22 protein-coding genes are annotated in these 26,244 nt (G+C 69.7%); 8 read left to right on the top strand and 14 right to left on the bottom strand.

The annotated features are described in order from the left end of the window. Positions 1-7 precede the first annotated feature (7 nt). The 4 genes from ACMV_RS06415 to ACMV_RS06400 form a co-directional block, all read right to left on the bottom strand. Positions 8-1,423, bottom strand: a complete 1,416-nt coding sequence (locus ACMV_RS06415; protein WP_007424736.1) for an aldehyde dehydrogenase family protein — start codon at positions 1,421-1,423, stop codon at positions 8-10. A 25-nt stretch (positions 1,424-1,448) separates the two neighbouring features. After that, positions 1,449-3,074: a GMC family oxidoreductase gene (locus ACMV_RS06410; RefSeq protein WP_013639901.1), complete on the bottom strand. Its 1,626-nt coding sequence runs from the start codon at positions 3,072-3,074 to the stop codon at positions 1,449-1,451. Positions 3,075-3,188: 114 nt separating this feature from the next. Continuing rightward, positions 3,189-4,529, bottom strand: a complete 1,341-nt coding sequence (locus ACMV_RS06405; RefSeq protein WP_011942103.1) for an OmpP1/FadL family transporter — start codon at positions 4,527-4,529, stop codon at positions 3,189-3,191. Between the two features lie 422 nt (positions 4,530-4,951). Next, entirely contained in the window at positions 4,952-5,518 is a 567-nt protein-coding gene (locus tag ACMV_RS06400) for a YceI family protein (protein WP_007424733.1), read from the bottom strand. A 518-nt stretch (positions 5,519-6,036) separates the two neighbouring features. Between ACMV_RS06400 and ACMV_RS21455 the strand changes: the two genes are divergently transcribed. Together ACMV_RS21455 and ACMV_RS06390 are read left to right on the top strand one after the other, a co-directional pair. Next, positions 6,037-7,254: a hypothetical protein gene (locus ACMV_RS21455; protein ID WP_011942100.1), complete on the top strand. Its 1,218-nt coding sequence runs from the start codon at positions 6,037-6,039 to the stop codon at positions 7,252-7,254. 95 nt (positions 7,255-7,349) lie between these two features. Continuing rightward, positions 7,350-9,032 (top strand): ShlB/FhaC/HecB family hemolysin secretion/activation protein, encoded by a 1,683-nt coding sequence (locus ACMV_RS06390; RefSeq protein WP_013639899.1) that lies wholly within the window; start codon positions 7,350-7,352, stop codon positions 9,030-9,032. Between the two features lie 68 nt (positions 9,033-9,100). Here ACMV_RS06390 and ACMV_RS06385 read toward each other — a convergent pair whose 3' ends face one another. The 4 genes from ACMV_RS06385 to ACMV_RS06370 form a co-directional block, all read right to left on the bottom strand. Beyond that, complete coding sequence (locus ACMV_RS06385) at positions 9,101-9,298, bottom strand: hypothetical protein (RefSeq protein ID WP_013639898.1); 198 nt, start codon at positions 9,296-9,298, stop codon at positions 9,101-9,103. A 132-nt stretch (positions 9,299-9,430) separates the two neighbouring features. Then, positions 9,431-9,754: a hypothetical protein gene (locus ACMV_RS06380; protein WP_007423579.1), complete on the bottom strand. Its 324-nt coding sequence runs from the start codon at positions 9,752-9,754 to the stop codon at positions 9,431-9,433. Positions 9,755-9,890: 136 nt separating this feature from the next. Next, the gene (locus ACMV_RS06375) at positions 9,891-10,511 is read right to left on the bottom strand and encodes a hypothetical protein (RefSeq protein ID WP_013639897.1); all 621 of its coding nucleotides are present in this window, start codon (positions 10,509-10,511) and stop codon (positions 9,891-9,893) included. Positions 10,512-10,572: 61 nt separating this feature from the next. Further along, on the bottom strand, positions 10,573-12,645 hold the full coding sequence (locus tag ACMV_RS06370) for an EAL domain-containing protein (RefSeq protein WP_007424656.1): 2,073 nt from the start codon (positions 12,643-12,645) through the stop codon (positions 10,573-10,575). A gap of 116 nt (positions 12,646-12,761) precedes the next feature. On the opposite strand from ACMV_RS06370, the gene ACMV_RS06365 reads away from it, so the two are divergent. Beyond that, positions 12,762-12,950 carry a DUF6726 family protein gene (locus ACMV_RS06365; protein ID WP_081479229.1) on the top strand — a complete coding sequence of 63 codons (189 nt, stop codon included), beginning with the start codon at positions 12,762-12,764 and terminating at the stop codon, positions 12,948-12,950. A 104-nt stretch (positions 12,951-13,054) separates the two neighbouring features. Here ACMV_RS06365 and ACMV_RS06360 read toward each other — a convergent pair whose 3' ends face one another. Next, the gene (locus tag ACMV_RS06360; protein WP_013639896.1) at positions 13,055-15,223 is read right to left on the bottom strand and encodes a malate synthase G; all 2,169 of its coding nucleotides are present in this window, start codon (positions 15,221-15,223) and stop codon (positions 13,055-13,057) included. A gap of 190 nt (positions 15,224-15,413) precedes the next feature. Here ACMV_RS06360 and ACMV_RS06355 point away from each other — a divergent pair, with 190 nt between their 5' ends. Continuing rightward, positions 15,414-16,187: a ferredoxin--NADP reductase gene (locus ACMV_RS06355; protein WP_007424659.1), complete on the top strand. Its 774-nt coding sequence runs from the start codon at positions 15,414-15,416 to the stop codon at positions 16,185-16,187. Positions 16,188-16,267: 80 nt separating this feature from the next. Here ACMV_RS06355 and ACMV_RS06350 read toward each other — a convergent pair whose 3' ends face one another. After that, positions 16,268-16,531: a hypothetical protein gene (locus tag ACMV_RS06350; RefSeq protein WP_013639895.1), complete on the bottom strand. Its 264-nt coding sequence runs from the start codon at positions 16,529-16,531 to the stop codon at positions 16,268-16,270. Between the two features lie 31 nt (positions 16,532-16,562). Between ACMV_RS06350 and ACMV_RS06345 the strand changes: the two genes are divergently transcribed. After that, complete coding sequence (locus ACMV_RS06345; RefSeq protein ID WP_007424660.1) at positions 16,563-17,180, top strand: DUF6969 family protein; 618 nt, start codon at positions 16,563-16,565, stop codon at positions 17,178-17,180. 33 nt (positions 17,181-17,213) lie between these two features. On the opposite strand, the gene kdsA is transcribed toward ACMV_RS06345, so the two are convergent. The 4 genes from kdsA to tpiA all read right to left on the bottom strand — a co-directional run bounded on the left by kdsA (position 17,214) and on the right by tpiA (position 21,090). Then, complete coding sequence (kdsA, locus tag ACMV_RS06340; protein ID WP_007424661.1) at positions 17,214-18,041, bottom strand: 3-deoxy-8-phosphooctulonate synthase; 828 nt, start codon at positions 18,039-18,041, stop codon at positions 17,214-17,216. Next, positions 18,038-19,669 carry a CTP synthase gene (locus ACMV_RS06335; RefSeq protein WP_007424662.1) on the bottom strand — a complete coding sequence of 544 codons (1,632 nt, stop codon included), beginning with the start codon at positions 19,667-19,669 and terminating at the stop codon, positions 18,038-18,040. The genes kdsA and ACMV_RS06335 overlap by 4 nt, the downstream gene beginning before the upstream one ends. A gap of 67 nt (positions 19,670-19,736) precedes the next feature. Next, positions 19,737-20,219, bottom strand: a complete 483-nt coding sequence (secG, locus tag ACMV_RS21965; RefSeq protein WP_011942093.1) for a preprotein translocase subunit SecG — start codon at positions 20,217-20,219, stop codon at positions 19,737-19,739. Positions 20,220-20,328: 109 nt separating this feature from the next. Beyond that, positions 20,329-21,090, bottom strand: a complete 762-nt coding sequence (gene tpiA / locus ACMV_RS06325; RefSeq protein WP_011942092.1) for a triose-phosphate isomerase — start codon at positions 21,088-21,090, stop codon at positions 20,329-20,331. Between the two features lie 111 nt (positions 21,091-21,201). Between tpiA and ACMV_RS06320 the strand changes: the two genes are divergently transcribed. Genes ACMV_RS06320 through ACMV_RS06310 form a run of 3 tightly spaced genes read left to right on the top strand, consistent with a single transcriptional unit; the run spans position 21,202 to position 26,244 of the window. Then, positions 21,202-23,088, top strand: coding sequence for a peptidylprolyl isomerase (locus tag ACMV_RS06320; RefSeq protein ID WP_013639894.1), 1,887 nt, complete (start codon positions 21,202-21,204; stop codon positions 23,086-23,088). 10 nt (positions 23,089-23,098) lie between these two features. Beyond that, positions 23,099-24,613, top strand: a complete 1,515-nt coding sequence (trpE, locus tag ACMV_RS06315; RefSeq protein ID WP_013639893.1) for an anthranilate synthase component I — start codon at positions 23,099-23,101, stop codon at positions 24,611-24,613. Next, on the top strand, positions 24,610-26,244 hold the full coding sequence (locus ACMV_RS06310) for a bifunctional anthranilate synthase component II/anthranilate phosphoribosyltransferase (RefSeq protein ID WP_013639892.1): 1,635 nt from the start codon (positions 24,610-24,612) through the stop codon (positions 26,242-26,244). Before trpE ends, ACMV_RS06310 begins: the two co-directional genes overlap by 4 nt.

Raw genomic sequence — 26,244 nt, 5'->3', positions numbered from 1 at the left:
GGCCCGCTCAGGCCAGCCGCAGCACCGATTTCACCATCATCCGCACCCGCTTCGTATAGGGCGGGAACAGCATCGGCGTCGCCGAGGCCACATCCCTCAGCACCGCCCGCTCGTGGCTGAAGGCGCGGAAGCCGTAGAACCCGTGCGCGTTGCCGATCCCCGAATTGTTCACCCCGCCGAAGGGCAGGTTGCCGTGCAGGAAGTGCAGCATCGTCGTGTTGATGCCCACCCCGCCCGACGAGGTCTCGCCGATCACCCGGTCGGTGAAGCGCCGGTCGCGCGCGAAGAGATAGAGCGCCAGCGGCTTCGGCGCCGCGTTGATCGCCTCGATCGGCTCGGCGGCGTCGCGGAAGCGGATCACCGGCAGCACCGGGCCGAAGATCTCCTCCTGCATCACCGCCGACTCCCGCGGCGCGCCGGAAACGAAGGCCGGCGCGATCAGCCGCCGCGCCCGGTCCGCCGCCCCGCCCTCGACAGTCGCGCCCCGGCCGCGCGCATCGTCGAGCAGGCGCAGGATGCGGTCGAAATGCCGCTCGTTGACGATCCGCCCGTAATCCGCCCCCGGCGCCGCGCCATACATCCGCGCCGTCTCCGCCCGCACCCGGCGCACCAGCTCGTCATGCACCGCCTCATGGGCATAGAGATGGTCTGGCGCGATGCAGGTCTGCCCGCAATTGGTGAACTTGCCCCAGGCGATCGCCTTCGCCGCCTTCGCGAGATCCGCTCCCGCATCGACGATGACGGGCGACTTGCCGCCAAGCTCCAGCGTCACCGAGCTCAGGTGCCGCGCCGCCGCCGTCATCACCACCTTGCCGATCGCCGGGCTGCCGGTGAAGAAGATGTGGTCGAACGGCAGGTCGAGCAGCGCGGTGGCGATCGCGGCGTCGCCCTCCCGCACCGCCACCTCGTCCGGCGCGAAGATCTCCGCGAGCATGGCGGCAAGCGCCGCCGAGGTCGCCGGCGCCATTTCCGAGGGTTTCAGGATCGCGGTATTCCCCGCCGCGATCGCCGAGGCCAGCGGCCCGAGCGCCAGGTTCACCGGATAGTTCCACGGCGAGATGATCAGGCACACGCCGCGCGGCTCGTGGCGAATTCGCGCCCGCGTGCCGAAGGTGGTCAGCGTCGGCGCCGCGCGCTGCGGCTTCATCCACGATTTCAGATGCCGCCGCGCGTGGCGGATTTCCGAAAGCACCGGCAGGATCTCCGACAGGTCGGCCTCCGCCTCGGGCTTGCCGAGATCTTCCTGCAGCGCGGCGTAAAGCCGGGGCCGCCAGGCCTGCACCGCCGCCTCCAGCGCCCGCAGCTTCGCGATCCGCGCCTCCGCGCCCGAACTGCGGAGCGCGATCGCCCGCGCCTGCTGGCGGGCGAACAGCGTATCCAGCCCCGCGACACCATCCGGCATCATCGTCTCGATCATGTCCATTCCCACTCTCCTTGCTTCGGTCGCTTCAGACCATTGCCGCCGCCGGCTCGTTGCGCTCGGCGCGGATGAACCCCGCCGCCTTCTCGCCGATCACCATGCAGGGCGCGTTGGTATTGCCGCCGATCAGGCGCGGCATGATCGAGGCATCGGCGACCCGCAGCCCGTCGATCCCCCGCACGCGCAACCGGTCGTCGACCACGGCCATCTCGTCCTGGCCCATCCGGCAGGTGCCCACCGGATGATAGATGGTTTCCGCCGAGGCGCGAATGAAATCGACCAGCGCCGCGTCGTCCTGGCGCGCCGGCCCCGGATCGATCTCCCGCCCGCCGCTGAGGGCGGCGATCGCCGGGCTCGCCATGATCCGCCGGCCGAGCTTCAGCCCCGCGAGCAGCTCGCCGAGGTCGTCGGCATGGCTGAGATAGGCGGGATCGATCACCGGCTCGGCGAACGGGTCGGCGGAGCGCAGCGTGATGCTGCCGCGGCTCTTCGGCCGCAACTGGCAGCAATGCAGCGTCATCCCGTGGCCCCAGACCGGCTTGCGCCCGTGGTCGCGCAGGATCGTCGGCAGGAAGTGGAACTGGATTTCCGGCCGCCGCGATTCCGGCGTCAGCCGCGCGAACCCGCCCGCCTCCGCCGCGTTGGACTGGAACATCCCGGTCCCCTTGCGGCGATACTCGAAGAACGCCGCAACCGCGCGCGGCAGCGTGTTGCCCGCCACCCCCACCGAATTGCCGCTCCGGTCGGGCACGATCACCGACACGTCGAGATGGTCCTGCAGGTTGGCGCCGACGCCCGGAAGCTCATGCGCGAGTTCCACCCCGGCCCGCGCCAGCGCCGCCCGCGGCCCGATGCCCGAGAGCATGAGCAGTTGCGGCGAGTTGATCGCCCCGCCGCACAGGATCACCTCCCGCCGCGCCCCGATCCGCCGCATCGCCCCGCCGATCCGCACCTCGACGCCCACAGCCCGCGTCCCTTCGAGCAGCACCCGCGCGACATGCGCGCCGGTCTCGATCCGCAGGTTCGCCCGCTGGCGTATCCCGTCGAGGAACGCGCGGGAGGCGGAAAACCGCTTTCCATCCCTCTGCGTCACCTGATACGGGCCAACGCCCTCCTGCACCGCGCCGTTGAAATCCGCATTCGCCGGCAGCCCGGCCTCGACGCCGGCGCGGACGAACGCCGCCCCCAGCGGATTCGGATTGCCGAGATCGGCGACATTGAGTTCCCCCGCATCGCCGTGGAACGCATCCGCCCCGCGCTCGTTGCGCTCCATCGCCCGGAAGAGGGGAAACACGTCGTCCCACCCCCAGCCCGGCGCGCCGAGATCCCGCCACTCGTCGTAATCCTCGGGATGGCCGCGCATGTAGATCATCGCATTGATCGACGACGACCCGCCCAGCGTCTTGCCGCGTGGCCAGTAGAGCCGCCGGCCGTTCAGTTCCGCCTGCGGCGCGGTGTAGTAATACCAGTTATAGGTCCTGAACCGCAGCAGGCCGACAATGCCGAGCGGCGTGTCGATCATGCGCGACTTGTCCGGCTTCCCGGCTTCCAGCAGGCAGACGCGGACCTGCGGATCGGCACTCAGCCGGTTGGCGATCACCGCACCGGCCGAGCCGGCGCCCACCACCACGTAATCGAAACTCTCGCTGCTCACGCCTTGATGTCTCCTCCGTTGATTGCGCCCGCCGCCGGCGGCGGGAGCCGTTGCGGCCGGCGGCGGGGCGGGATGTTTGCCATCCTCTGTGCGGGCACGAAACGTGCGGGTGGTTCAGAAACTCATGACCACGCCGGTCGAGAACACGTTGGCGCTCAGCGAATATGTGCCGTCCAGCGTGCCTGAATAGGTCGTCTGCGTTGTCCCGTTCGGTTGCAGGCCGACGCGGGTCTGGCTGATCGATCCGTTCTGGACGAAGATGTGCTGGTAGCCGGCCATCAGCGTCGCGTTCGGCAGCAGCCTGAAGCTCATGCCGGCGCTGAGCGAGGTGCGGTTCGCATCCGGCAGCAGATCCTGGCGGTATTTCGAAGTGACCGGGCTCTCGTCGTATCCGGCGCCCCCCATCAGCGTCAGCCGCTTCGTCGCCCGGTAATCGAAGCCGACGCCGACCGTCCAGCTGTTGCGGTAGTCGAACGGCGTATAGATCGCGCCATGGGTGAAATTCGCGGTCGACGGGTCGCTGATGATCAGCGACTGCTGCTGCGCCCAGTTGGTCCATTGGGCGCTGGCCATCACCGCGAGCCGCGGCGTCAGCCGCTGATAGACCCCGAAGGAGATCTGCTGCGGGAAGGTCCATTTGTCGGACGCGCTCGAGGCTGCGGGCGGCAGGCCGCCGAGCGAGGTCAGCAGCGAGTCCACCGCCGGCGGCACGATCGAGGGCAGCTGGATGCCGATCCGCTCGACGCCCTTCACGCTCTGGCTGATCCGCGAGCGGTAGTCGAGGCCGATCCGCGTGCCCGGCGCCGGGCGGTACATCACGCCGGCATTGTAGCCGAAGGCGTAGCTCTTGCCCGAGAACTGGCCGGCGGCGGGTTGCAGCACGCCGAGATTCTGGTCCAGGGCCAGGATGTTCTGGAAATAGTTGATCTCCGGACCGAAGCCGATCGAGAGGGTCCTGGTGATCGGAATCGCCAGCGACAGCCCGACCTGGATGGTGGTCAGCAGCGCCTCGGTGCCCTGATACTGGCCGACGAACCCGGGCCGATACTTGATCCGCCCGCCGATCGGCGTGGTGACCGAGAAGCCGAGCTTCATCCCGTGCGGCAGGCTGATGACGCCGAAACTCCCCGGCACCAGCGTGGATTCGACGAAGCCGGACGACGTGCCCTGGCCGAAATAGGGTTCATCGGTCCCGCTGAATTTCGATCTTATGTCGTAATAGTTGAAGGCGCCCTCGAACTGGTTGCCTTTCAGCATCACGAGTCCGGCCGGGTTGTAGAAGGCTGTCGAGGGCGTGGCGCTGACCGTCGCGCCGGCATAGGAGCGGGCGACCATTCCGGTGCTCTGATCGGCCAGGCCGAGCCCGGCCGCCTGCGCCAGACCGGGCACGGCGAGCGCAACGAGCAACGCGATCTGCGAGGAATTACGACAAATTAGAATTTTTCTTTCTTTCATTGACGATCTCCCAAAAAAGATATTTCCGTTTCATACCGTCAATTGACGTAATGGGCAACAACGAATCGTATGCTTGCCAGAACCGGCCGACCCATCGTCGTGCCAAGACATGCAAGGGCGGCAGAAAGTCACGCAAGCGGTGCCCGAAAGTAAAACCGAAGAATTCCGTGTCGAACGGGCAGCAAAGGAAAGCGCAACTCGCCTCCCGCAAGATGAATGTTTCGAAACGGTTCGTAACATGACAGCGCCTCCCGCAGCCCTCCGGCGTCAGGCCTTGCCGGAGCGGCGGCTGGCTGTGCCGGCATCTGTCATGCGCCGGCAGATGCGCGGGCCGATCATGCTCGGCCACGCGCCGTGTTACGGAAACAGCGGTCCCTTGCGGCCTGCTCGCGCAAGGCCGCGCGGGACTTCCGCGGGCCGGCTCAGTTCGCCGGCTTGGGCGGCTTGCCGGTCAGCGAGATGTCGTTCGTGACGGTGATCACTTTGCCGACCATCAGCTTCAATCCGTCGAGTCCCCAGTTGTAGCGGTCGAGTTTGCCGACCGAGTCGAATCCCACCAACTTGCCGTTAGCCATCCGCTCGGTGAGTTTCATGGCGAACGGATGGGTCTGCCCGTGCATGGTCAGCTTGCCGTCGAGTTCCGTGCCGTTCTTCGCGCAGTCGCCGATATAGCTCGTCTGCGGATACTGTTTCGGATCGAGGAATGCCTTCGACATGACCTGTCCCCGCACGATCGCGTTGGGCAGCGCGAGGCTGCTGGTCACGAACGTGACGTCGATGTGGCAGGTCTTCGCGGTGGGATCGAAGGTGAGCGTGCCGGAAAGCTGGCGATAGGTGCCGGTGATCGTGAACAGCACCGCGGTCGAGTGCGTCTGCGACAACATGTTGCCCGGCGTGAGTTGCAAGAGTTCGTTCCCCGCACGCGCCGTCCCGGCAGCTGCCATCATCCCGCCCAACGCGAGGGCAGCGCAAGCCGCGATCCGCTTCATGATTGTTTCCTCCATATATAACGATATGTGGCAAAACATGCCATATACGTAAAGGACAAACAACTCTTTTTAGATGGAATCCACATAAATTGAACAAATGTTAATAATCGTCATAACAATTCTCCGGAAAATACAATCGCTGACTGCACGTTATGCGGGTGCGCTAAAACCCTCGGTTGTCATTTTGTTATGAAATGGCTGGTCGTGTCCAGGGGCAGTTCGGAGGTCCACGTGCGGCCGCCGTTACGGAGGGCGGCTTGTGATGCGCCGGCTGGCGGCATGCCCACGATGACAGCCTAACCTGCTGAAATATAACGATATCAATTCGATATTTTTTACTTGGTCTGGAATTTTATTTCTTTTTTGGAAAAAGTTATGAAAATTGAAACCAATCCGCGCAGATCGTGGTATGATGTTTCATAAGGTGACAAAGTAGTTGTCGCCTGTGACATTCCGACTCCCCTGAGACGCGGGCTAACGGAATGGATTTTGAAAACGCGCGAGGAGTTTTTTTAACAATGAGCAAGTCTATACGGAAGGCGACGTCCAGGGCGCTGATGTGCACGGTCGGGCTCGGCTCCGCGCTGGCGCTGGCCGGCTGCGGTTCGAACGGCGGGTCGATGGCCAGCACGGGCGGCACCAGCGGCACGGGAGCCGGCGTTGTCAGCACGGCCAGCACGACCGCCGGAGCCGCCGCGGGCGCGCCGGTGAGCACGGCCGGCAACACGGTGGCCTCTGCGGGCACCCAGTTGTCGTCGCTCGGCACCAAGACCGGCGGCCCGGTCGGTTCGATCGTGAACGGTCTCGGTGGCACCGTCACCCAGACGGGCGACCTGCTGAGCAGCAACGGTTCGACGCTGAGCACCAGCGGCCTCACCGGCCTGCCCGTCGTCGGGCCGACGGTCGCCGGCGTCGCCGACGCGGTCGATCCCGTCAGCAACGCCCTCGCCAATGTCAGTGTGTTGAACACCTCGACGGGTTCGCCCAGCGTGACGCCGCTGATCAGCGCCAACGTGCTGAGCACGACGCCGCAGGCGAATTCCCCGGTGCAGGTCGGCGTGCTGTCGAACGGGCAGGTGGTTCAGCTCAAGGCGGGCTCGCTCAACACGGCGACGCTGCCGGTGGCCTCGACGCTGCTGGCGACGGCGAACCAGAGCCTGGGCGGCGCCGCCGGCGGCGGGGTGGACACGCTGGCCAACGGCGCCGGCAACGTGCCCGTGCTGGGCGGGGCGGTGAAGGGCGCGCTGGTGACGGCGAGCAACGCGATCGGCGGCACGAGCACGCCGGGCGGCACGTCGCTTGGCCAGACGCTGACGAACCTGACGGGTTCGGCATCGGGTGCGCTCGGCACCGGCGCGGCGACGCTGACCGGCGCCACCGGCACGGCGATCGGCTCGCTGCCCTCGACCTCGCCGCTGGGCGGCGTGACCGGCACCGGCCTTGGCACGGTGACCGGCGTGGTCGGCCAGGTGATCAACACGGCGACCGGCGCCCTGCCCACCGGCGGCTCGACCACCAGCGCCACCGGCGCGCTCGCGCCGCTCACCGGCACGCTCTCCACGGTGACCGGCGCGCTGCCCACCGGCGGCTCGACCGGCGGGGCCGCGACCGAACTGGCGCCGACCGCCAGCACGCTGACGAGCGCGCTGACCGGCGCGCTGGGGAGCGCCGGCGGCGGCTCAAGCCCGCTGGCGCCCGTGACAGGCGTCCTCTCGACAGCGACAAGCCAGCTCTAAGTCTGGAAGAGGGCGGCGGCGCAAGCTGCCGCCCTTGCTGTCTCTGCATGTGATCTGGGATCGGGCGGCTTGCGGACGGGACTGTGAGAACAAAAATGACGGGTACTTTCGGGGCGCGACGCGGGACCCGCGGCGCGGTTGGCCTTGGCGTGCCGGCGATACTGCTGCTGGCCGGCCTGGCACCGGCGGCGCGGGCGCAGCTGGCGCCGCATATCATCAACCAGAACGAGCTCGGGCAGAGCGTGCGGCTGCCCAACCTGGCGAAGGAGCAGGTGCCGAAGCAGAAGCCGCCGACGCCTTCGGTGTCGGGCATCTCGCCGTTCGTGCTGCGCGGGGTGCGGGTCGAGGGCGCCACGACGCTGCCGCCCGCCGCGGTGGCGGCGACCTGGCGGGGGATGGTCGGGCATCGCGTCGGCAGCGCGCAGCTTTCGGCGATCCTGATCGCGATCGGGCGGCTGTGCCAGCATCAGGGGCTGGCGCTCTATTCGGTGTCGCTGCCGCAGCAGAACTTCGCCGGCGGCCAGGTGGTCGTGCGGGTGATCGAGGGGCATGTCGGCGCGGTCACGATCGAGGGCAACACGAAGGGCGCGAGTCTCGGGCTGCTGAAGCATTACGCGGCGCGGATCGTCGCGGACCAGCCGCTGCACCGGGCGACGCTGGAGCGAAACCTGCTGCTGATGCAGTCGATTCCCGGCCTCAAGGTGGGCAGCGAGCTGCGGCCGATGCCGGGGCAGCCCGGGGTCGTGCGGCTGCTGCTGGGGATTCATCGCCGGACGGTGGAGGCGGGGTTCGACGTGAACAATGCCGGCGACCGCCAGCTCGACATCGTGCAGGGCACGGCGAACGTGACGGTGAACGGGCTGTTCCGCCAGGGCGAGCGCGACCAGCTGGTATTCGGCGCGCCGGCGAGGATCCGCCGCTACCAGTATTACGGGATCGTGCATCAGGAGCCGATCGGGACCAACGGGACGACCGTGACCGTCACGATGGGCGAGCTGATCACCCATCCGGTCGGGGCGATCAATTCGGGGACGGCGCAGATCGCGAGCGTGCGGCTGTCCGACCCGCTGATCTATACGCAGACCCGGCAGCTCGATGCCTCGGTGGAGGCGGACTACCTGAACAGCAACGAGGCGCTGCTCGGGCAGACGGCGGTCTCGGAGCGGACGCGGACGCTGCGGGAAGGGCTGATCTTCGCGCGGGCGGGGGACTGGAACGGGATCGACAGCGGGTCGTTCACGGTGAGCGAGGGGATCAACGCGCTGGGGGCGCGGCGCGGCAGCCTCGCCTATGGCGGGCCGGGCTTCACCAAGTTCGACGTGAGCCTGGTGCGGCTGCAGGCGCTGCCGAAATCGTTCTTCCTCACCGTGCGGGCCAACGCCCAGTACGCGCTGAACCATCTGCCGGGGAGCGAGCAGTTCCTGTTCGGCGGCAGCGAGTTCGGCCGGGCCTATCCGGCGGCGGTGATGGCGGGCGATAGCGGGATCGAGATGTCCGCCGAGCTGAGCCACAAGCTGCCCTTGCTCCAGCACGTCGCGCCGAAGCTGATCTCGGGGCTGGCGGCGTTCGGCTATGCCGACTGGGGCCGGATCTGGAACCGGCAGACGATCTACCAGTATCCGGTGGATACCGGCGCATCGGCCGGCGGTGGCGTGCGGATGCTGCTGCTGCGCCATTTCGAGCTGACGCTCGGCGCCGGCAACGAGCTGGTGAAGCCGCGCGAGGCGGCGAAGCTGGAGCGCTGGCGCTTCCTCTTCGCCGTCTCGGGCCGGTTCTGACCCCACGGCCCCGTCGCTAGGGCGGGGCCGGGATCGCGATCAGAGCATCATCTGATCGGATGGAGTGCTCAGTGCTGGGCTTCGAGCTGGTGGATCCGGTTCAGCTGATGCTGGAAGACCGCCCGGCCGCCGGACTGCGCGGATGAGGCCGAGGCGGAGGTCAGTTGCGCCTGGCCGGACGGGCCGGCGACATCCGCGCGGGCGGCGAGCGGCGCCAGGGCGGCCAGCATGGTCAGGGCGGTGACGGCGATTGCAAAAGTACGCATCGGAAAACTCCTTGTTCATGTCGCGGGGATCGATCCCCGCCTTGGTTCCGGAGGTGGCGATGCGGCGGCGGCGGCGGAACGTGCCGGTTCAGGCTAAGTCTCATGCCGTTTACGCATGGAACGGGGCGCGGGTCAGTGCCCGTCGTGGTCGTCGTCATGGTCGCCATCGTGGTCGCCGGCGCGATCTCCATCGTGATCGTCGTCGTCGAACCGGTCGTCATCGTCGGCATGCTCGTCGTCCGGGGCATAGTCCGGGTATTGATAGATGGGGCCGTAGGCCGGACCGTAGCCGGCGCCGTATCCGTAGGGCGCGCCGTAGCCGAAGGATGGCGGGGCATAATAGGCGGAGCCGCCATACGGCGCGCCGGCGGTCGTGGTGCAGCCGGCCAGGCCGAGGACGGCGATGCCGAGCGCGGCCAGGATGAGCGCGGGAGCGAAAGGCGCGATCCTGTCCATGTCCGGCAGATTGGTCCGGCGGGGGCGGAGTCCAGAGCCGCCACATCAATCCTGCTTGAGCGGACGCGCGGGGCCGGGTTGCGGAATTATATCGTTTTGTGAACGTAACGATAAGGGCGTGCCGGGATGCGGCTGCTCAGGCGCGAAACGCGGCGGCGCGGGACGGACGGAAGGGACGGCGGCGTGGCGGCCGCGGGCGCGAAACCGGCGCGGCTTCGGGCGGGTCTGGCTGTGGCCGAACCGCGGCCGGGCGGGGTGGGCGCAAAGGCGGCGCCGGGCGGGGCAGTCGCAGCGAAGGCGGCGGGCGGAGGCCGAGCAGGTGGCAGAGCGGGCGGAGCGCGCGGCCGGTGGCGGGGCGGGCTTCGAGCAGCGCCGCCATCTCCGGTTCGGCGAGAAGGTGGGCGAGTTGCGCCGTGACGCCGGCGAGTTCGGGCAGGGCGCGGCGCAGCCAGAACCGGCCGCGCGGCAGGGGGCGCGGTGTCGCGGGGCGTTTGGTGTCGGGCGCCGGGCGGCGCGGAGCGAAATTGCGGCAGCGCGGCGGCGCCGGGGGGCGGAGCAAAAGAATGGCGAAGCGGGCGGCGAGGCGGCGCAGCCGGGTCCAGACCAGCACGATCAGCGCGCCGGTCAGGCCGCGCGCCAGGCCCTTCGCCGCCAGCACCTCGCACAGCGCGGCGACGATCGCCTCGAGGCGGGCGGCCAGGGCAGCGCCGTCGGGATACAGGGCAGCGGCGTCGGGGTGTGGTGCTGCGGCGTCCATGCCAGCAGAGCACCACGAAGGGCGGGGGGTGGGCAAGACGAAGCCGGGCGCGGCCGGCGATTCAGCCGTCGCTGCCGGCTTCGGCCAGTTCGTCGAACCAGAGCAGGGTGAGTTCCTGGACGATGCGGCCGCGGATTTCCTCGTGCGAGGAAAACTCGCCGGCGAAATGGCGCTCGACCAGCGGGCCGACGCGGGCGGCGGCCTCGGGGCGGGCGCCGAGATAGGCGGCGATCCTCGCCTCGGCATCCACCGGGCCGAGGGCGCGGCGCTCGGACTGGGTCTGCTGCGCGCGCATGCACCAGCCGAGATAGGCGGCGAGGGCGCCGAGCGCGGTTTTCGGCGCGGTGACCTCCACCTTGTAGCGGAACCCGCGATGCCATTCGACGAGCCGGTCCAGCGGCATCGGCCGGGCGATGCCGTAGCCCTGGCCGTAATCGGCGCCGAGAATGGCGGCGGCCTCGACCATGCCGGCATTGGCGAGGCCCTCGACGGTCAGCTTCATGTCGAAGGAATGGGCGAGGCGGGTGAGGTAGAGGATGAATTCGAGCGCCCGTTCGGGGCGGTAGAGCGCGCTCTGCACCAGGGCCTGGTCGATCTTCACGTCGTCGAAGCCGAAGCGGTCGAGGCGGAGGAGGGAGCTGTGGCCGGAGCCGAGATCGTCCTCGGCGATGCGGATGCCGGCGTCGCGGATGCGGCGGAGGAAATCGTGCTGCACGGTTTCGTCCACCCCGAAATCGTGGCCCTCGAGGATTTCGAGCTGGATCTGGTGGGGCAGCAGGCCGTGCGCGCGCATCCTGGCGAACAGGATGTCGATGAAGCGGGGATCGCCCATGCCCTCGGCGGGGAAGTTCAGGGCGATGGTGACATCGGTGCCGAGGGCGGCGACCTCGCGGCAGGCCTTCGCTCCCTCGTCGAGCCCGATCGCGAAGAGGCGGAAGAGATCCTCCGAGCCGAAGGCGGGCATGAAATGCTTCGGCTCGACGATGGCGTCGTCCTCGCCGATCAGCCGGGCGAGGCCTTCGAGCTTGCGCAGGGCGCCGTCGTCGAGGTCGATGATCGGCTGGAAATGGAAGGTGACGCGGCCGGAATCGAGCAGGCGGCGGTAGCGCTGGCGCTCGTGCAGGGGGATGACCGGGGCGCGGCTGAAGCGCTGCACCGCGTGGCTCAGCATCTGCTGCAGATGGAGGAGGAAATTGTAGATGCGCGGGGCGGAGAAGAAGCGCGGCACCCCGGCATAGAGGCTGAGCAGGGCGATGGTGCGGTCGGCCTCGTTCAGGATCGGCACCGCGGCGCTGGAGCGGAAGCCGAGCTGGCGGCCCAGCTCGTGCCAGGGACGGTTTTCAGCCTCGATCGACCAGGCATCCGAGCAGATGATGCGGCTCTCGCGCCAGGCGCGGCCGCCGGGGCCGCGGCCGGCCTCGAGATCGGGGTCGATGCTGATCCGCGGCACCTCGCCGGACTCCATGGCCTGGTGGTAGCGCGGGCCGGCGGCGCCGGCGGAGGCCTCGATCTGCAGTTCGCCCTCATGGTCGACCCGGGCGAAGAAGGCGGAGACCGTGCCGGTGAAGCCGCCCAGCAGTTCGAGCACGCCGGTGACGAGGTCGTTGAAGTTGGTCGATTCGAGGGCGAGGGTCTCGCATTGCGCGAGGGAGGCGGCGATTTCGGCCTCCAGCTCCTCGTAGCCGGCGAACTGCTCGCGCAGGTCGGCGAAGATGCGGTGGCAGACGATCGCGGCGGCGGCCTCGCGCGCCTCGCTTTCGGGGACGGTGGCGCGGATCGCCTGCTGGAGATTGGATTGCAGGTGGCTGTAGAGCTGGATCAGCCAGCGCGGGCGGATGCCGAGCTGGCCGTGCAGGCGGCCGAGCCGGCGGGCGGTGGCGCGGTGATCGGCGTCGGTCAGGCGGTCCGAGAGGATGAAACCGACGTAATTCCGCAGTTTATTTTGCAGGCCGACAAATTCCGTGTCGCTGAGATGGCGCAGGGTTTCGGCCATGTCCGGTTCGTCGGCGAGGAATTTATAGAAATCATCGGCCATGTGGGCGGACAATGCTTCCGCGATCGGCCGGATGACCGCCAGATTTTGTTGTGCCGCATAATCATAGGCGAAAGCGGATCGATTTTGACTGGACACCATGACTGAAACATTAGCGTAACTAAATGAGAATGTCTCCACATTTCTGAGACACAATCTGCCGGTATGGACGCGGTAGGGTGGGAGTGGTTCAGTCTGGGGGGATGAGCACGAATGTGATGAAATGGATCGGGACGACGGCGCTGCTGGGTCTGGTGGCCGGGGCGCTGTCGGGATGTGGGCTGGTGGCGGCGCCGTGCCGGGTGACGTCGGCGGGGCTGAAGATCGTCCCGCTGGTCGGGCCGGTGGCGGCGGCGCCGACCGATACCTGCGCCAACGTGATCGACCCGACGCCGACGCGGAGCTGAGTTTCTGCTCCGTTCCGCCTGACACATTCCGCGGCCCGTGAGGGCGCGGGGAGTGCCGGCCGCCGCGCCCGGTGCGGACGCGGCGGCGGTGGAGGCGCGAAAAATCAGGCGGAGGCTTTGGCCTCGCGCCGGCGGTCGTGCAGGATGAACTCGGTGTAGCCGTTCGGCTGGGTGCGGCCCTTGAAGACGAGGTCGCACGCCGCCTGGAAGGCGACGCCGTCGAAGCCCGGGGCCATGTTGCGGTAGGCCGGGTCGCCGGCGTTCTGGCCATCGACCACCGCGGCCATGCGCTTCATCGTCTCCATCACCTGCGCCTCGGAGACGATGCCGTGGTGCAGCCAGTTGGCGATGTGCTGGGCGGAGATGCGAAGGGTGGCGCGGTCTTCCATCAGCGCGACGTTGTGGATGTCCGGCACCTTGGAGCAGCCGATGCCCTGGTCGATCCAGCGGACGACATAGCCGAGGATGCCCTGGGCGTTGTTGTCGAGCTCCTGCTGGATGTCCTCCGGCCGCCAGTTCGGGCGATCGGCCAGCGGGATGGTCAGCAGGTCGGCGAGGGAGCCCATCGGGCGGGCGGCGAGCTCGGCCTGGCGGGCGGCGACATCGACCATGTGGTAGTGCAGGGCGTGCAGCGTGGCCGCGGTGGGCGAGGGCACCCAGGCGGTGTTGGCGCCGGCGCGGGGGTGGCCGACCTTCTGTTCGAGCATCGCCGCCATCGCGTCGGGCGCGGCCCACATGCCCTTGCCGATCTGGGCGTGGCCGGGCAGGCCGCAGACGATGCCGATATCGACGTTGCGGTCCTCATAGGCCTTGATCCAGGGCGTGTTCCTGATCTCGTTCTTGCGGATCATCGGGCCGGCCTCGATCGAGGTGTGGATCTCGTCGCCGGTGCGGTCGAGGAAGCCGGTGTTGATGAAGAAGATGCGGCTGGCGGCGGCGGCGATGCAGGCCTTGAGATTGGCCGAGGTGCGGCGCTCCTCGTCCATGATGCCCATCTTCAGCGTGTCCGGCGCGAGGCCGAGCAGGGATTCGGTCGCGGCGAAGAGGCCGTTGGCGTAGGCGACCTCGTCGGCGCCGTGCATCTTCGGCTTGACGATGTAGACCGAGCCGGCGCGGGAGTTGCGCAGGCCGGCGGTGCGGCGGATGTCGTGCAGGCCGCAGAGGGAGGTGACCACGAGGTCGAGGATCGTCTCGGGGATCGGCTTGCCGGCGGCGTCGAGCACGGTGTCGGTATAGATGTGGTGGCCGACATTGCGGACCAGCATCAGCACGCGGCCGGGGAGGGTGAGGGTCGAGCCGTCCGGCGCGGTGTAGGCGCGGTCGGGGTTGAGGGCGCGGGTGAAGGTCTTGCCGCCCTTCTCGACCTGTTCGCTGAGCGTGCCGGCCATCAGGCCGAGCCAGTTGCGGTAGACCAGCACCTTGTCCTCGGCATCGACGGCGGCGACGCTGTCCTCGGCGTCCATGATCGTGCTGATCGCGGATTCGACGATGAGGTCGGCGACGCCGGCCTTGTCGGTGCGGCCGATCGGGCTGGTCGGGTCGATCGCGATCTCGACATGCAGGTTGTGGTGGCGGAGCAGGACGGCGGTGGGGGCGGCGGGCTCGCCGCGATAGCCGGCAAACTGGGCGGCGTGCTTCAGGCCGGTCTCGCCGCTTTCGAGCACGGCGGCGAGATGGCCGTTATGCACGCGCCAGGCGCGGACATCGGCGTGGCTGCCGGTGGCGAGCGGGAAATGATCGTCGAGGAAGGCGCGGCCGCGGGCGACGACGGCGGCGCCGCGCTGCGGGTTGTAGGCCTTGCCGCGCTCGAGGCCGCCGGACTCCGGAATCGCGTCGGTGCCGTAGAGCGCGTCGTAGAGGCTGCCCCAGCGGGCATTGGCGGCGTTCAGCGCGTAGCGGGCGTTCATCACCGGCACGACGAGCTGCGGGCCGGCGATGGCGGCGATTTCGGGATCGACGCGCTCGGAGGTGACCTTCACGTCGCCGGGCTCGGGCCTGAGGTAGCCGATCTCGCGCAGGAAGGCCTCGTAGGCGGCGGGGTCGACCGGCTGGCCGCGGCGGGAGCGGTGCCAGTCGTCGATCGCGGCCTGGAGACGGTCGCGCTCGGCGAGGAGCTCGGCGTTGCGGGGGGCGTGACGGGCGATGAGGCCGGCGAAACCCTGCCAGAAGGCGCCGGACTCGATCCCGGTGCCGGGCAGCGCCTCGGTCTCGATGAACTGGTGAAGCTCGGCGGCGACGCGCAGGCCCGCCGCGTCCACATAGGTCTGGCTCATGGGTTCGTCTCCTTGGTCTGCGCGGGTTTTGGCCAAAGCGGCCCTCCTTGTCGAGAGGGCGGCGAGGCCCGCTGCGCCGGCCGGGGCAGACTTGTGACGGGCGGGGTTGATATCGACCGCCCCGTCCGTAATTAAGTTGATCGATCAGGGCCGGCCGGCGGCCGCACGAGCGACGGAGTCTTCGCGACAGATGAGCGCCTTCAATACCGAGACCGTCACGCAGGTCCATCACTGGACGGACCGGCTGTTCAGCTTCACCGTGACGCGCGACCCGGCGTTCCGCTTCGTCGCCGGGCAGTTCACCATGATCGGGCTCGAGGTCGAGGGCAAGAAGCTGCTGCGCGCCTATTCGATGGCCAGCGCCAGCTATGACGACCATCTGGAATTCTTCAGCATCAAGGTGCCGGACGGGCCGCTGACCTCGCGGTTGCAGCACGTGAAGCCGGGCGACCCGGTGCTGGTGGGGCGCAAGCCGACCGGCACGCTGCTCGCCGACAACATGCACCCCGGCGAGCGGCTCTACCTGCTCGGCACCGGGACCGGGCTGGCGCCGTTCATGAGCATCATCCGCGAGCCGGACATCTACGAGCGGTTCCGCCAGGTGGTGCTGATCCATGGCTGCCGGCATGTCAGCGACCTCGCCTATGAGGAATACATCACCAAGATCCTGCCGGCGGACGAGTTCATCGGCGCGCAGGTCTCCAAGCAGCTGCTGTATTACCCGACGGTGACGCGCGAGCCGTTCCGGCATAACGGGCGGATCACCCAGATTCTCGAAACCGGCAATTTCGGGCCGGGGATCGACCTGCCGCCGCTCGGGCCGAAGGACGACCGGGTGATGCTGTGCGGCAGCCCCGCCTTCCTCGACGACATGACGACGCTGCTGGAAGTGCGCGGCTTCACCGAGGGCAGCTCGTCGCGGCCGGGCGAATACGTGATCGAGAAGGCCTTCGTCGAGAAATAGCGCGCCGCTTTGCGGTGCCGTGAATCCGCCTCCATCTGCCTTGACCGCGATGGGTTCCGCGCTACGTGCAGGGCACCTATTCAGAAGGAGGAATATCCGATGCCCGAACGCAAGACCATCAGCCGTGCCGCGCTGACCCTGGGCTCCGCCGTCGCCATCGCCGGGCTCGCCGCGGCGCTGCCGGCGCAGGCCGCCACCAGCGGCAGCGGCATGTGCTCCGGCGCGAAGGCCACGAAATCGTCGAAATCCGGCATGTCGAACGGGTCGGGCATGTCGAACGGATCCGACATGTCCAAGGGGTCGGGCATGTCGAACGGATCGGACATGTCCAAGGGATCGGACATGTCGAAATCCGGGAAGTGCTCGTCGAAATAGATGGATGACGCGCGGCTGCTGGCGGCGGCCGGGCTGGTCGCCGCGCTGCGCGAGGCCGAGGCGGGGGGCGGCAACCTGATCGCCGCCCTCGTCGGCGACGATCCCTTCGTCGCCTTCCGGCACTACCCGGAGGAGGATGCGTGGGACGAGGCGAGCCGGGCGCAGTTCTATTTCCACGCCCATGATTCCGGCACGCGCGCGGCGGAGGCCGGGCATATCCATTGCTTCCACCGGCCGGGCGGGCGGCATTCGGCGGCGGCGCCGCATCACCTCGTCGCCATCGTGCTCGATGCCACCGGGCGGCCGGCGGGGCTGTTCACCACCAATCGCTGGGTGACGGAGGAGGTTTTTCTCCCGGCGCCGGCGGCGCGGGCGGTGGCGGCGCGCTATGCGCCCTCCGGCGGGGACGTCGCCAGCCGGGTGGTGGCCGGGGTGTTCGGCCTGTATCGCGGCGAGATTATGCAGCTGCTGACGGAGCGGGATGCGGCGCTGGCGGAACGGCGGCGGCTGCGGCCGGACGCCGATCCGCTGGAGGACCGGGAGCTGGAGATCCTTTCGCACCGCGCCATCGACCTGGAGGCGACGCTGTCGGACCTGCGGCGCGGGTTGCCGGAATAGGGCTGCCCGAACAGGGGGCGGCGGAAGCCGGCGTCAGGCGGATTTGGCGAGACGGTCGAACTGTTGCAGCCGGGCGAGCAGGGCGGGCATCTCCGCCAGCCTGATCATGTTCGGCCCGTCGGAGGGTGCGTGGTCGGGGTCGGGATGGCACTCGATGAAGACCGCGGCGCAGCCGACCGCGAGCGCCGCGCGGGCGAGGATCGGGGCGAATTCGCGCTGGCCGCCCGAGGCGGTGCCCTGGCCGCCGGGCTGCTGGACCGAATGGGTCGCGTCGAACACCACCGGGTAGCCGGTCTGCGCCATGATCGGCAAGGCGCGCAGGTCGGAGACCAGGGTGTTGTAGCCGAAGGAGGCGCCGCGCTCGGTGAGCAGGATGCGCTCGTTGCCGGTGCTGGCGATCTTGGCGGCGACGTTGCGCATGTCCCACGGCGCCAGGAACTGGCCCTTCTTGACGTTGATCGCCCGCCCGGTATGGCCGGCGGCGAGCAGCAGGTCGGTCTGGCGGCAGAGGAAGGCGGGGATCTGCAGCACGTCCACCGCCTCGGCGGCGGGGGCGCACTGGGCGGCGTCGTGCACGTCGGTCAGCACGGGGATGCCGAATTTCGCCCGGATATCGGCGAGGATCTGCAACCCCTGCGCCATGCCGACGCCGCGGCCGGCGGTGAGCGAGGTGCGGTTGGCCTTGTCGTAGCTCGACTTGAAGATCAGGCCGATGCCGAGTTCGCGCGTCATCGCCGCGAGCGCGCCGGCGACCTCGCCCGCATGCTCCGCGCTCTCGATCTGGCAGGGGCCGGCGATGAGGGTGAAGGGCAGGTCGTTGCCGACGCGCAGCTCGCCGATCTCGACCGTCTTCATGATCATACCAGCCTCATCTGCTTGACCGCCGCCTCGATGAAGCCGGCGAAGAGCGGGTGCGGGTCGAAGGGTTTGGACTTCAGCTCGGGGTGGTACTGCACGCCGATGAACCAGGGATGGTCGGGGTATTCGACGATTTCCGGCAGCAGCCCGTCCGGCGAGAGGCCGGAGAAGCGCAGGCCGGCGGATTCCAGCCGCTCGCGGTAGTGGATGTTGACCTCGTAGCGGTGGCGGTGGCGTTCCTCGATCGTCGCGGCGTCGCCATAGACGGCGCGGACCAGGCTGCCCTCGACCAGGGTGGCGGCATAGGCGCCGAGGCGCATGGTGCCGCCGAGATCGCCCTCGGCGGCGCGGCGCTCGATCTCGTTGCCGCGGGCCCATTCGGTGAGCAGGCCGACCACCGGCACCTCGCAGGGGCCGAACTCGGTGGAGGAGGCGCCGGGCAGGCCGGCGAGGTTCCGCGCCGCCTCGATCACCGCCATCTGCATGCCGAAGCAGATGCCGAGGAAGGGGACGTGGCGCTCGCGGGCGAAGCGCACCGCCTCGATCTTGCCGCCGGTGCCGCGCTCACCGAAGCCGCCGGGGACGAGGATGCCGTGCACCCCGTCGAGCCGGGCGACGGCGCCGGGCTGCTCGAAGATTTCGGAATCGACCCAGTCGAGCCGGACCCGCACCCGGTTGGCGATGCCGCCATGGGTCAGCGCCTCGCCGAGCGACTTATAGGAGTCGAGCAGGTTGGTGTATTTGCCGACGACGGCGATGGTGACCTCGCCCTCGGGGTTGCGCACCGTCTCGACGATGCGGCGCCAGCGGCCGAGATCGGGCTCGGCATCGTGCGGCAGGCCGAAATGGCGGAGCACCTCGCGGTCGAGCCCGGCCTCGTGATAGGAGATCGGCACCTCGTAGATCGTGCCGACATCGAGGGCGGGGACCACCGCCTCGGGGCGGACATTGCAGAACAGCGCGATCTTGCGGCGCTCGCCCTCGGGGATCGGCCGGTCGCAGCGGCAGATCAGCATGTGCGGCTGGATGCCGACATTCAGCAGTTCCTTGACGGAATGCTGGGTCGGCTTGGTCTTCAGCTCGCCGGCGCTCGGGATGTAGGGCACCAGGGTGAGGTGGACGAACATCGCATCGTGCGGGCCGAGCTCGTTGCCGAGCTGGCGGATGGCTTCGAGGAAGGGAAGGCTCTCAATGTCGCCCACCGTGCCGCCGATCTCGACGAGGACGAAATCGAGCCCGGCGGTCTCGCGCAGGATCGCCTGCTTGATGGCGTCGGTGATGTGGGGGATGACCTGCACGGTGGCGCCGAGATAGTCGCCGCGGCGCTCGCGGGCGATGACCTCGGAATAGATGCGCCCGGTGGTCGCGTTGTCCGACTTGGTGGCGTGCACGCCGGTGAAGCGCTCGTAATGGCCGAGATCGAGATCGGTCTCGGCGCCGTCGTCGGTGACGAAGACCTCGCCGTGCTGGTACGGGCTCATCGTGCCCGGATCGACGTTGAGATAGGGGTCGAGCTTGCGCAGGCGGACCGAATAGCCGCGCGCCTGCAGCAGCGCGCCGAGGGAGGCGGAGGCGATACCCTTGCCGAGCGAGGAAACCACGCCGCCGGTGATGAACACATACCGGGTCATGGGCTTCCGCCATAGCAGAGGGCGGCGCGGTGCAAAACCCCGCGCCGGGCAGATGAGGGCGCGCGCATTACTGCCTTGTCGGCGCCGGGGCGCTCTGCGCGGGTTTCGACGGGGCCGGCACCGGCGAGGCGGGCTTCGGCGTCGCCGTATTCGGCGCGGCGGAATTCGGTGCGGCGGGGGCCGGCGCGGCGGGCGGGGTGGTCGCGGGCGTCGATTCGCCGGGGATGGGCGGCAGCGGGGCGAGCGGCGAGGCCGGGGCCGCCTTCTTCGCGGGGCTTGCCGGCGGCGGCGCGTTCAGGATCGATTCGGCCGAGCCGCCGCCGCCATGCCGGTAGAGCAGGGCGAGGACGAGCGAGAGCACCATGAACAGAGTCGCCAGCACCGCGGTGACGCGGGTGAGCAGGTTGGCGGTGCCGCGCCCGGTCATGAAGCTGCCCATGCCCTGGCTGGTGCCGAGGCCGAGGCCGCCGCCCTCGCTGCGCTGGATCAGCACGACGCCGATCAGGGCAATGGTGATGAACGCCTGGAGGACGAGCAGAACGGTGATCATGGGAGCGTGGCGGCCTTTCGGAGTGACGCGCGGGTTCTAGAGCATCAGCCCGCCGGATGGAACCATCCGGCGGGGCGGGGATGCCCGATTGTCGGGTCGACGGCGTCCTCTAGTCCCGCGCCGCGGCGGAGGCAATCGCCAGGAAGTCCTCTGCCTTGAGGCTGGCGCCGCCGACCAGGGCGCCGCCGACCTCGGGCAGGGCGAGCAGGGACGCGGCGTTCGAGGGCTTGACCGAGCCGCCGTAAAGGATCGGCATCGTCGCGCCGGCGGCGCCGAGCTGGCGGCGCAGGGCGGCGCGGATCGAGGCGTGCATCGCCGCGACGTCCTCCTCGGTGGGGGTGCGGCCGGTGCCGATCGCCCAGACCGGCTCGTAGGCGATGATGCCGGGGGCGACGACGCCGGGGACGGTCTGGCCGGCCAGCTCCTCCGGCAGGCTGCCGGCGAGCTGGGCGCGGACCACGGTTTCGGCCTCGCCGGAATCGCGCTCGGCCTCGGTTTCGCCGACGCAGATGATCGGGACCAGGCCGGCGGCGATCGCGGTGCGCGCCTTCTCGCGCACGGTCGCGGAGGATTCGGCGTGATCGGCGCGGCGCTCGGAATGGCCGAGGATGACATGGGTGGCGCCGAGCTCGGCCAGCAGGTCGGCCGAGAGGTCGCCGGTATGCGCGCCGGAGCGCTTCACCGCGCAGTCCTGCGCGCCGAGGGCGACCGGGGCGCCGTCGAGGGCGGCGCGCAGCGGGGCGATCAGCGGCGCCGGCGGGCAGACCAGCAGCTCCGCGCCCGGGGAGGCGGGACGCAGGGCGGCGGCATAGGCGGCAATGCCGGCGAGGGTGCCGTTCATCTTCCAGTTTCCGGCGATCAGCTGGGGCATGCGCTTGTCCTCCTGACGTGGCGCGACCGAGGTAGACGAGGCGGGGCCGGGTGGCAATCGGGCGCGCCCGTGGTAAGACGCGGCTTTCCCGCTGGATGAGGGTTCTGCCGCATGCTTTCGATGATCCGCCAACTGCTCGACAACTGGATCGTGCGCGCGTTTTTCGTCGTGCTGATCGGCGTGTTCGTGTTCTGGGGCGTCTCCAGCGTGGTGATGGGCATCGGCGCGTCCGACGCGATCGCGACGGTGGGCGGGCAGCCGATCAAGATCGAGGCGGTGAATGCCGCCTACCAGCGCACGCTGAACGCCTATGCGACGCAGAACAGCGGCCGCGAGCCGAGCAAGGGCGAGCGCCGGCTGTTCGCCGACCAGGCGCTGGGCACCGCGATCGACCGCGCGGCGATGGAGCTGGAGGCGCGACGGATGGGGGTGGTGGCACCGCCCGCGGCGATCCGCCAGCAGGTCTTCGCGATTCCGGCGTTCCACGGGCCGGACGGCAAGTTCGACAAGGCGACGTTCAACGCTGTGCTCGCCAACCACAACCTGACGCCGGCGGCGTTCATGGCGGAGATCGCCAGCGGGCTGAAGACGTCGCAGATCATCGATGCGGTGACCGCCGGGGTGAGCGCGCCGGCGCCGCTGGTGGACCAGATCTTCGCCTATGCCGCGCAGGAGCGGACGGTGCAGTTCGCGCAGCTGCCCTTCGCCGCCGCCAACCCGCCGCCGGCGCCGGCCGAGACCGTGCTGCGGCGCTACTGGCGGGATCATCCGGGGCGGTTCTCGACGCCGGCGCTGCGCGATGCGGACGTCGTCGTGCTCTCGCCGGCGCTGATCGCCAGGGGCGAGGCGGTGTCGCAGGCGGAGATCGCGGCGCAGTACCAGCAGGAGAAGGCGAAATTCGCGCAGACGCCGACGCGGACCGTCGAGATCATCACCGCGGAGGATGCGAAGAACGCCGCGGCGCTGGCCAAGGCGTGGAAGGGCGGGGCCGACTGGGCGGCGATGCAGAAGGCGGCCGCCGCGGCGACGGCCACCGCCATCGTCATGACCGACGCGAAGCCCTCCGACCTGCCCTCGGCCACGCTGGCCAAGGCGGCGTTCGCGGCGACGCCGGGCGAGGTTTCCGCGCCGGTGAAGGGGGCGCTCGGCACCTATGTGTTCAAGGTGACGAAGGCCGTCGCCGGCGGCGACAAGCCGCTCTCGGCGGTGGCGGACCAGATCCGCGCCGAGATCCAGCTGCGCAAGGCGCGCAACGTGGTGGACAACACGCTGAGCCACCTGCAGGACGCGCTGGCGGGCAGCACGGCGCTCGGCAAGCTGCCGGCGAGCCTGCATCTCGCCAAGGCGCGGGTGAGCGTGGACCGCGAGGGCATGACGGTGGACGGCAAGCCGGCGGGGATTCCCGGGCCGGCGGCGCTGCGGCAGGCGATCGTCAAGGCGATTTTCGCCACCGCGCCGGGCAACACCCCGCAGGCGGTGAGCGGGCCGGGCGACAGCTATTACGCCATCGCGGTGCACCGGATCATCAAGCCGGCGCTCAAGCCCTATGACAAGGTGAAGGCCGACGTGCTGGCCGACTGGACCGGCGCGCAGGTGGAGCGGCAGGAGGAGGTGGCGGCGGCGAAGCTGCTGACCGCGGTGAAGGGTGGCAAGACCCTGGCGGCGGCGGCCTCGGCGGCGGGGCTGACGGTGACGACCTCGGCGCCGATGACGCGCGCGAAGCCGGCCAAGGGCGTGCCGCCGCAGCTCGCCCAGGTGGCGTTCAGCCTGAAGAAGGGCGCGCCCACCATGGTGCAGACGCAGGAGGGCTTCGTCGTCGGCGTGGTGAGCGACATCGCCGAGCCGAAGCCGGGCAGCGATGCGGCGTTCCACCAGCGGGTGGCCGATTCGCTCGGCCAGTCGATGCAGGAAGACGTGCTGCAGACCTATGCCGCGGCGCTGCGCCAGCGCGACCATGTGAAGATCAACACGAAGCTGCTGAACCAGATCAGCAATTGAGGCCAGCGAGATGACATCCGAGACCGACCAGCACGCCCGTTTCCGCGCCGCCTACGATGCCGGGCGGGGCGCGCTGGCCTGGCGACTGCTCGCCGCCGACCTGATCACGCCGGTCGCCGCCTTCCTCAAGCTCGCGCACGGCACGGCGCATTCCTTCCTGCTCGAGAGCGTCGAGGGCGGGGCGGCGCGCGGGCGCTATTCGGTGATCGGCTTCGCGCCGGACCTGATCTGGCGGTGCGACCGCGGCCAGGTGAGCGTGAACCGCGACCCGGCGGCGGACGCGGAAGGCTACGCGGCCGATCCGCGCCCGGCCTTCGAGAGCCTGCGCGACCTGATCGCGGCGACGCGGCTCGACCTGCCGGACCACCTGCCGCCGATGACCGGCGGGCTGGTCGGCTATCTCGGCTATGACATGGTGCGGCTGATGGAGGAGCTGCCGGCGGTGAAGCCGGACGTGCTCGGGATTCCCGACGCCGTGCTGATGCGGCCGGGGGTGTTCGCGATTTTCGATTCGGTGCGCGACGAGATCACGCTGGCCGCACCGGTCTGGCCGCGCGCGGGGGTTTCGGCGGCGGAGGCCTGGAGCCTCGCGACCGGGCGGATCGAGGCGGCGATGGCGGCGCTCGACCGGCCGACGCCGGCGCTGCCCGGCCATGCCGCGCCGGCCGGGCCGGCGACCTCGAACATGAGCGAGGACGAGTTCCGCGCGATGGTGCTGCGGGGCAAGGACTACATCGCCGCCGGCGACGTGTTCCAGGTGGTGGCGAGCCAGCGCTTCGAGCAGGAATTCACGCTCCCGCCCTTCGCGCTGTATCGCTCGCTGCGGCGGATCAACCCGGCGCCGTTCCTGTTCTTCCTCGATTTCGGCGCCTATCAGGCGGTCGGCTCCAGCCCGGAGATCCTGGTGCGGCTGCGCGACGGCACGGTGACGATCCGCCCGCTGGCCGGCACGCGCCGGCGCGGGGCGACGCGCGCCGAGGACGAGGCGCTGGAGACCGAGCTGCTGGAGGACCCGAAGGAGCGCGCCGAGCACCTGATGCTGCTCGACCTCGCGCGCAACGATGTTGGCCGCGTCGCCGAGATCGGCTCGGTCAACGTGACCGAGAGCTTCGTGATCGAGCGGTTCTCGCACGTGATGCACATCTCCTCGAATGTCGAGGGCCGCATCCGGCCCGAGGCGGACGCGCTGGACGCGCTGATCGCCGGCTTCCCGGCGGGCACGCTCTCGGGCGCGCCGAAGGTGCGGGCGATGGAGATCATCGAGGAGTTCGAGCCCAGCCGGCGCGGGCTCTATGGCGGGTGCATCGGCTATTTCGCCGCCAACGGCACGATGGATACCTGCATCGCGCTGCGCACCGCGCTGATCAGGGACGGGCGGCTCTATGTCCAGGCCGGGGTCGGCATCGTCGCCGATTCCGACCCCGACGCCGAGCTCGCCGAGAGCCACGCCAAGGCGCGCGCGCTGTTCCGCGCCGCCGAGGATGCCGGCCAGTACGTCACCCCCAACGAGGCGCCGGCCCGATGATCCTGCTGATCGACAACTACGACAGTTTCACCTTCAACCTCGTCCAGTTCTTCGGCGATCTCGGGGCGGAATGCGCGGTGCACCGCAACGACCGGATCAGCGTGGAGGAGGCGCTGGCGATGCGGCCGGAGGCGATCGTGCTCTCGCCCGGGCCGTGCACGCCGAACGAGGCGGGGATCTGCCTCGACCTCATCGCGGCGGCGGCCGGCAAGGTGCCGATTCTCGGCGTCTGCCTCGGGCACCAGGCGATCGGCCAGGCCTTCGGCGGGCGGGTGGTGCGCGCGCCGGTGCCGATGCATGGCAAGATCTCGCCGATCCGGCACCAGGGCTCGGACGTGTTCGAGACGCTGCCCGACCCGTTCGAGGCGACGCGCTATCACTCGCTGATCGTGGAGCGCGAGGGGCTGCCGGAGACGCTGATCCCCACCGCCTTCACCGAGGACGGGCTGATCATGGGGCTGCGGCACCGCGACCTGCCGATCTTCGGCGTGCAGTTCCACCCCGAGAGCATCGCCACCGCGCACGGGCACACGCTGCTGCGCAACTTCCTCGGCATCGCCCGCGGGCGGAACCAGGGGCCGGGCGAGATCCTCGCCGATCTCAAGCCGGTGCTCGACCGGCTGGGGCGGGGCGAGACGATGTCCGAGGAGCTGGCCGAGGCGGCGTTCGGCGCGGTGATCGACGGCAAGGCGAATGACGCGCAGATCGCCGGGATGCTGATGGCGATGCGGGTGCGGCGCGAGACGGTGGCGGAGCTGACCGGCGCGGTGCGGGCGATGCGCGCGCGGATGCGGCCGATCGCGGCGCCGCCGGGGGCGATCGATGTCTGCGGCACCGGCGGCGACGGCGTGGGCACGCTCAACATCTCGACCGCGGTGACCTTCGTGCTCGCCGGCGCCGGCGTGCCGGTGGCCAAGCACGGCAACCGCGCGCTCTCCTCGCGCGCCGGGGCGGCGGATGTGCTGGCCGCGCTCGGCGTACCGGTGGAGCCGCCCTTCGAGAGCCTGGCGGCGATCCTGCGCGAGGCGGGCTGCGTGTTCCTCTACGCGCCGCGCCACCATGCCGGGCTGCGCCACGCCGCCGCGGCGCGGATCGCGCTCGGCACCCGCACGATCTTCAACCTGCTCGGGCCGCTCGCCAACCCGGCCTCGGTGAAGCGGCAGCTGGTGGGCGTGTTCGACCCCGCCTGGGCGCGGCCGATGGCGGAGACGCTGGCCGGGCTCGGCACCGAGCGGGCGATGGTGGTGCATGGCCAGGGGCTGGACGAGCTGACCATCGCCGGGGAGAGCCATGTCGTCTCGCTCGAGGGCGGGCGGATCGTCGAGATGAGGGTGAGCCCGGAGGATGCCGGGCTCGCCCGCGCGCCGCTGGAGGCGATCATCGGCGGCGATGCCGCGCACAACGCCGCGGCGCTGCGCGACCTGCTCGCCGGCGCGCCCGGCGCCTATCGCGACGCCGTGCTGCTGAACGCGGCGGCGGCGCTGATGGTGGCGGGACGGGCGGAAACCCTGCGCGAGGGCGCGGCGCTGGCGGCCCGCGCGATCGATGACGGTGCCGCGGCGGCGGCGCTGGAGCGGCTGCGCCGCGCCGGCGCCGGGCCGCAAGCGGCGACAACCCGGGAAATGGCCTGA

The organism is Acidiphilium multivorum AIU301 (assembly GCF_000202835.1).
GTDB lineage: Bacteria > Pseudomonadota > Alphaproteobacteria > Acetobacterales > Acetobacteraceae > Acidiphilium > Acidiphilium multivorum.
The sequence above is the reverse complement of the archived record's forward strand: the minus strand, read 5'-3'. Positions and strand labels throughout refer to the sequence as shown.

Excerpts from the sequence above, each read along its gene's own strand:
- ACMV_RS06415 (WP_007424736.1), bottom strand. The coding sequence starts at position 1,423 with ATGGACATGATCGAGACGATGATGCCGGATGGTGTCGCGGGGCTGGAT.
- ACMV_RS06405 (WP_011942103.1), bottom strand. The coding sequence starts at position 4,529 with ATGAAAGAAAGAAAAATTCTAATTTGTCGTAATTCCTCGCAGATCGCG.
- ACMV_RS06400 (WP_007424733.1), bottom strand. The coding sequence starts at position 5,518 with ATGAAGCGGATCGCGGCTTGCGCTGCCCTCGCGTTGGGCGGGATGATG.
- ACMV_RS21455 (WP_011942100.1), top strand. The coding sequence starts at position 6,037 with ATGAGCAAGTCTATACGGAAGGCGACGTCCAGGGCGCTGATGTGCACG.
- ACMV_RS06390 (WP_013639899.1), top strand. The coding sequence starts at position 7,350 with ATGACGGGTACTTTCGGGGCGCGACGCGGGACCCGCGGCGCGGTTGGC.
- ACMV_RS06385 (WP_013639898.1), bottom strand. The coding sequence starts at position 9,298 with ATGCGTACTTTTGCAATCGCCGTCACCGCCCTGACCATGCTGGCCGCC.
- ACMV_RS06380 (WP_007423579.1), bottom strand. The coding sequence starts at position 9,754 with ATGGACAGGATCGCGCCTTTCGCTCCCGCGCTCATCCTGGCCGCGCTC.
- ACMV_RS06375 (WP_013639897.1), bottom strand. The coding sequence starts at position 10,511 with ATGGACGCCGCAGCACCACACCCCGACGCCGCTGCCCTGTATCCCGAC.
- ACMV_RS06370 (WP_007424656.1), bottom strand. The coding sequence starts at position 12,645 with ATGGTGTCCAGTCAAAATCGATCCGCTTTCGCCTATGATTATGCGGCA.
- ACMV_RS06365 (WP_081479229.1), top strand. The coding sequence starts at position 12,762 with ATGAAATGGATCGGGACGACGGCGCTGCTGGGTCTGGTGGCCGGGGCG.
- ACMV_RS06360 (WP_013639896.1), bottom strand. The coding sequence starts at position 15,223 with ATGAGCCAGACCTATGTGGACGCGGCGGGCCTGCGCGTCGCCGCCGAG.
- ACMV_RS06355 (WP_007424659.1), top strand. The coding sequence starts at position 15,414 with ATGAGCGCCTTCAATACCGAGACCGTCACGCAGGTCCATCACTGGACG.
- ACMV_RS06350 (WP_013639895.1), bottom strand. The coding sequence starts at position 16,531 with ATGTCCGATCCCTTGGACATGTCCGATCCGTTCGACATGCCCGACCCC.
- ACMV_RS06345 (WP_007424660.1), top strand. The coding sequence starts at position 16,563 with ATGGATGACGCGCGGCTGCTGGCGGCGGCCGGGCTGGTCGCCGCGCTG.
- kdsA (WP_007424661.1), bottom strand. The coding sequence starts at position 18,041 with ATGATCATGAAGACGGTCGAGATCGGCGAGCTGCGCGTCGGCAACGAC.
- ACMV_RS06335 (WP_007424662.1), bottom strand. The coding sequence starts at position 19,669 with ATGACCCGGTATGTGTTCATCACCGGCGGCGTGGTTTCCTCGCTCGGC.
- secG (WP_011942093.1), bottom strand. The coding sequence starts at position 20,219 with ATGATCACCGTTCTGCTCGTCCTCCAGGCGTTCATCACCATTGCCCTG.
- tpiA (WP_011942092.1), bottom strand. The coding sequence starts at position 21,090 with ATGCCCCAGCTGATCGCCGGAAACTGGAAGATGAACGGCACCCTCGCC.
- ACMV_RS06320 (WP_013639894.1), top strand. The coding sequence starts at position 21,202 with ATGCTTTCGATGATCCGCCAACTGCTCGACAACTGGATCGTGCGCGCG.
- trpE (WP_013639893.1), top strand. The coding sequence starts at position 23,099 with ATGACATCCGAGACCGACCAGCACGCCCGTTTCCGCGCCGCCTACGAT.
- ACMV_RS06310 (WP_013639892.1), top strand. The coding sequence starts at position 24,610 with ATGATCCTGCTGATCGACAACTACGACAGTTTCACCTTCAACCTCGTC.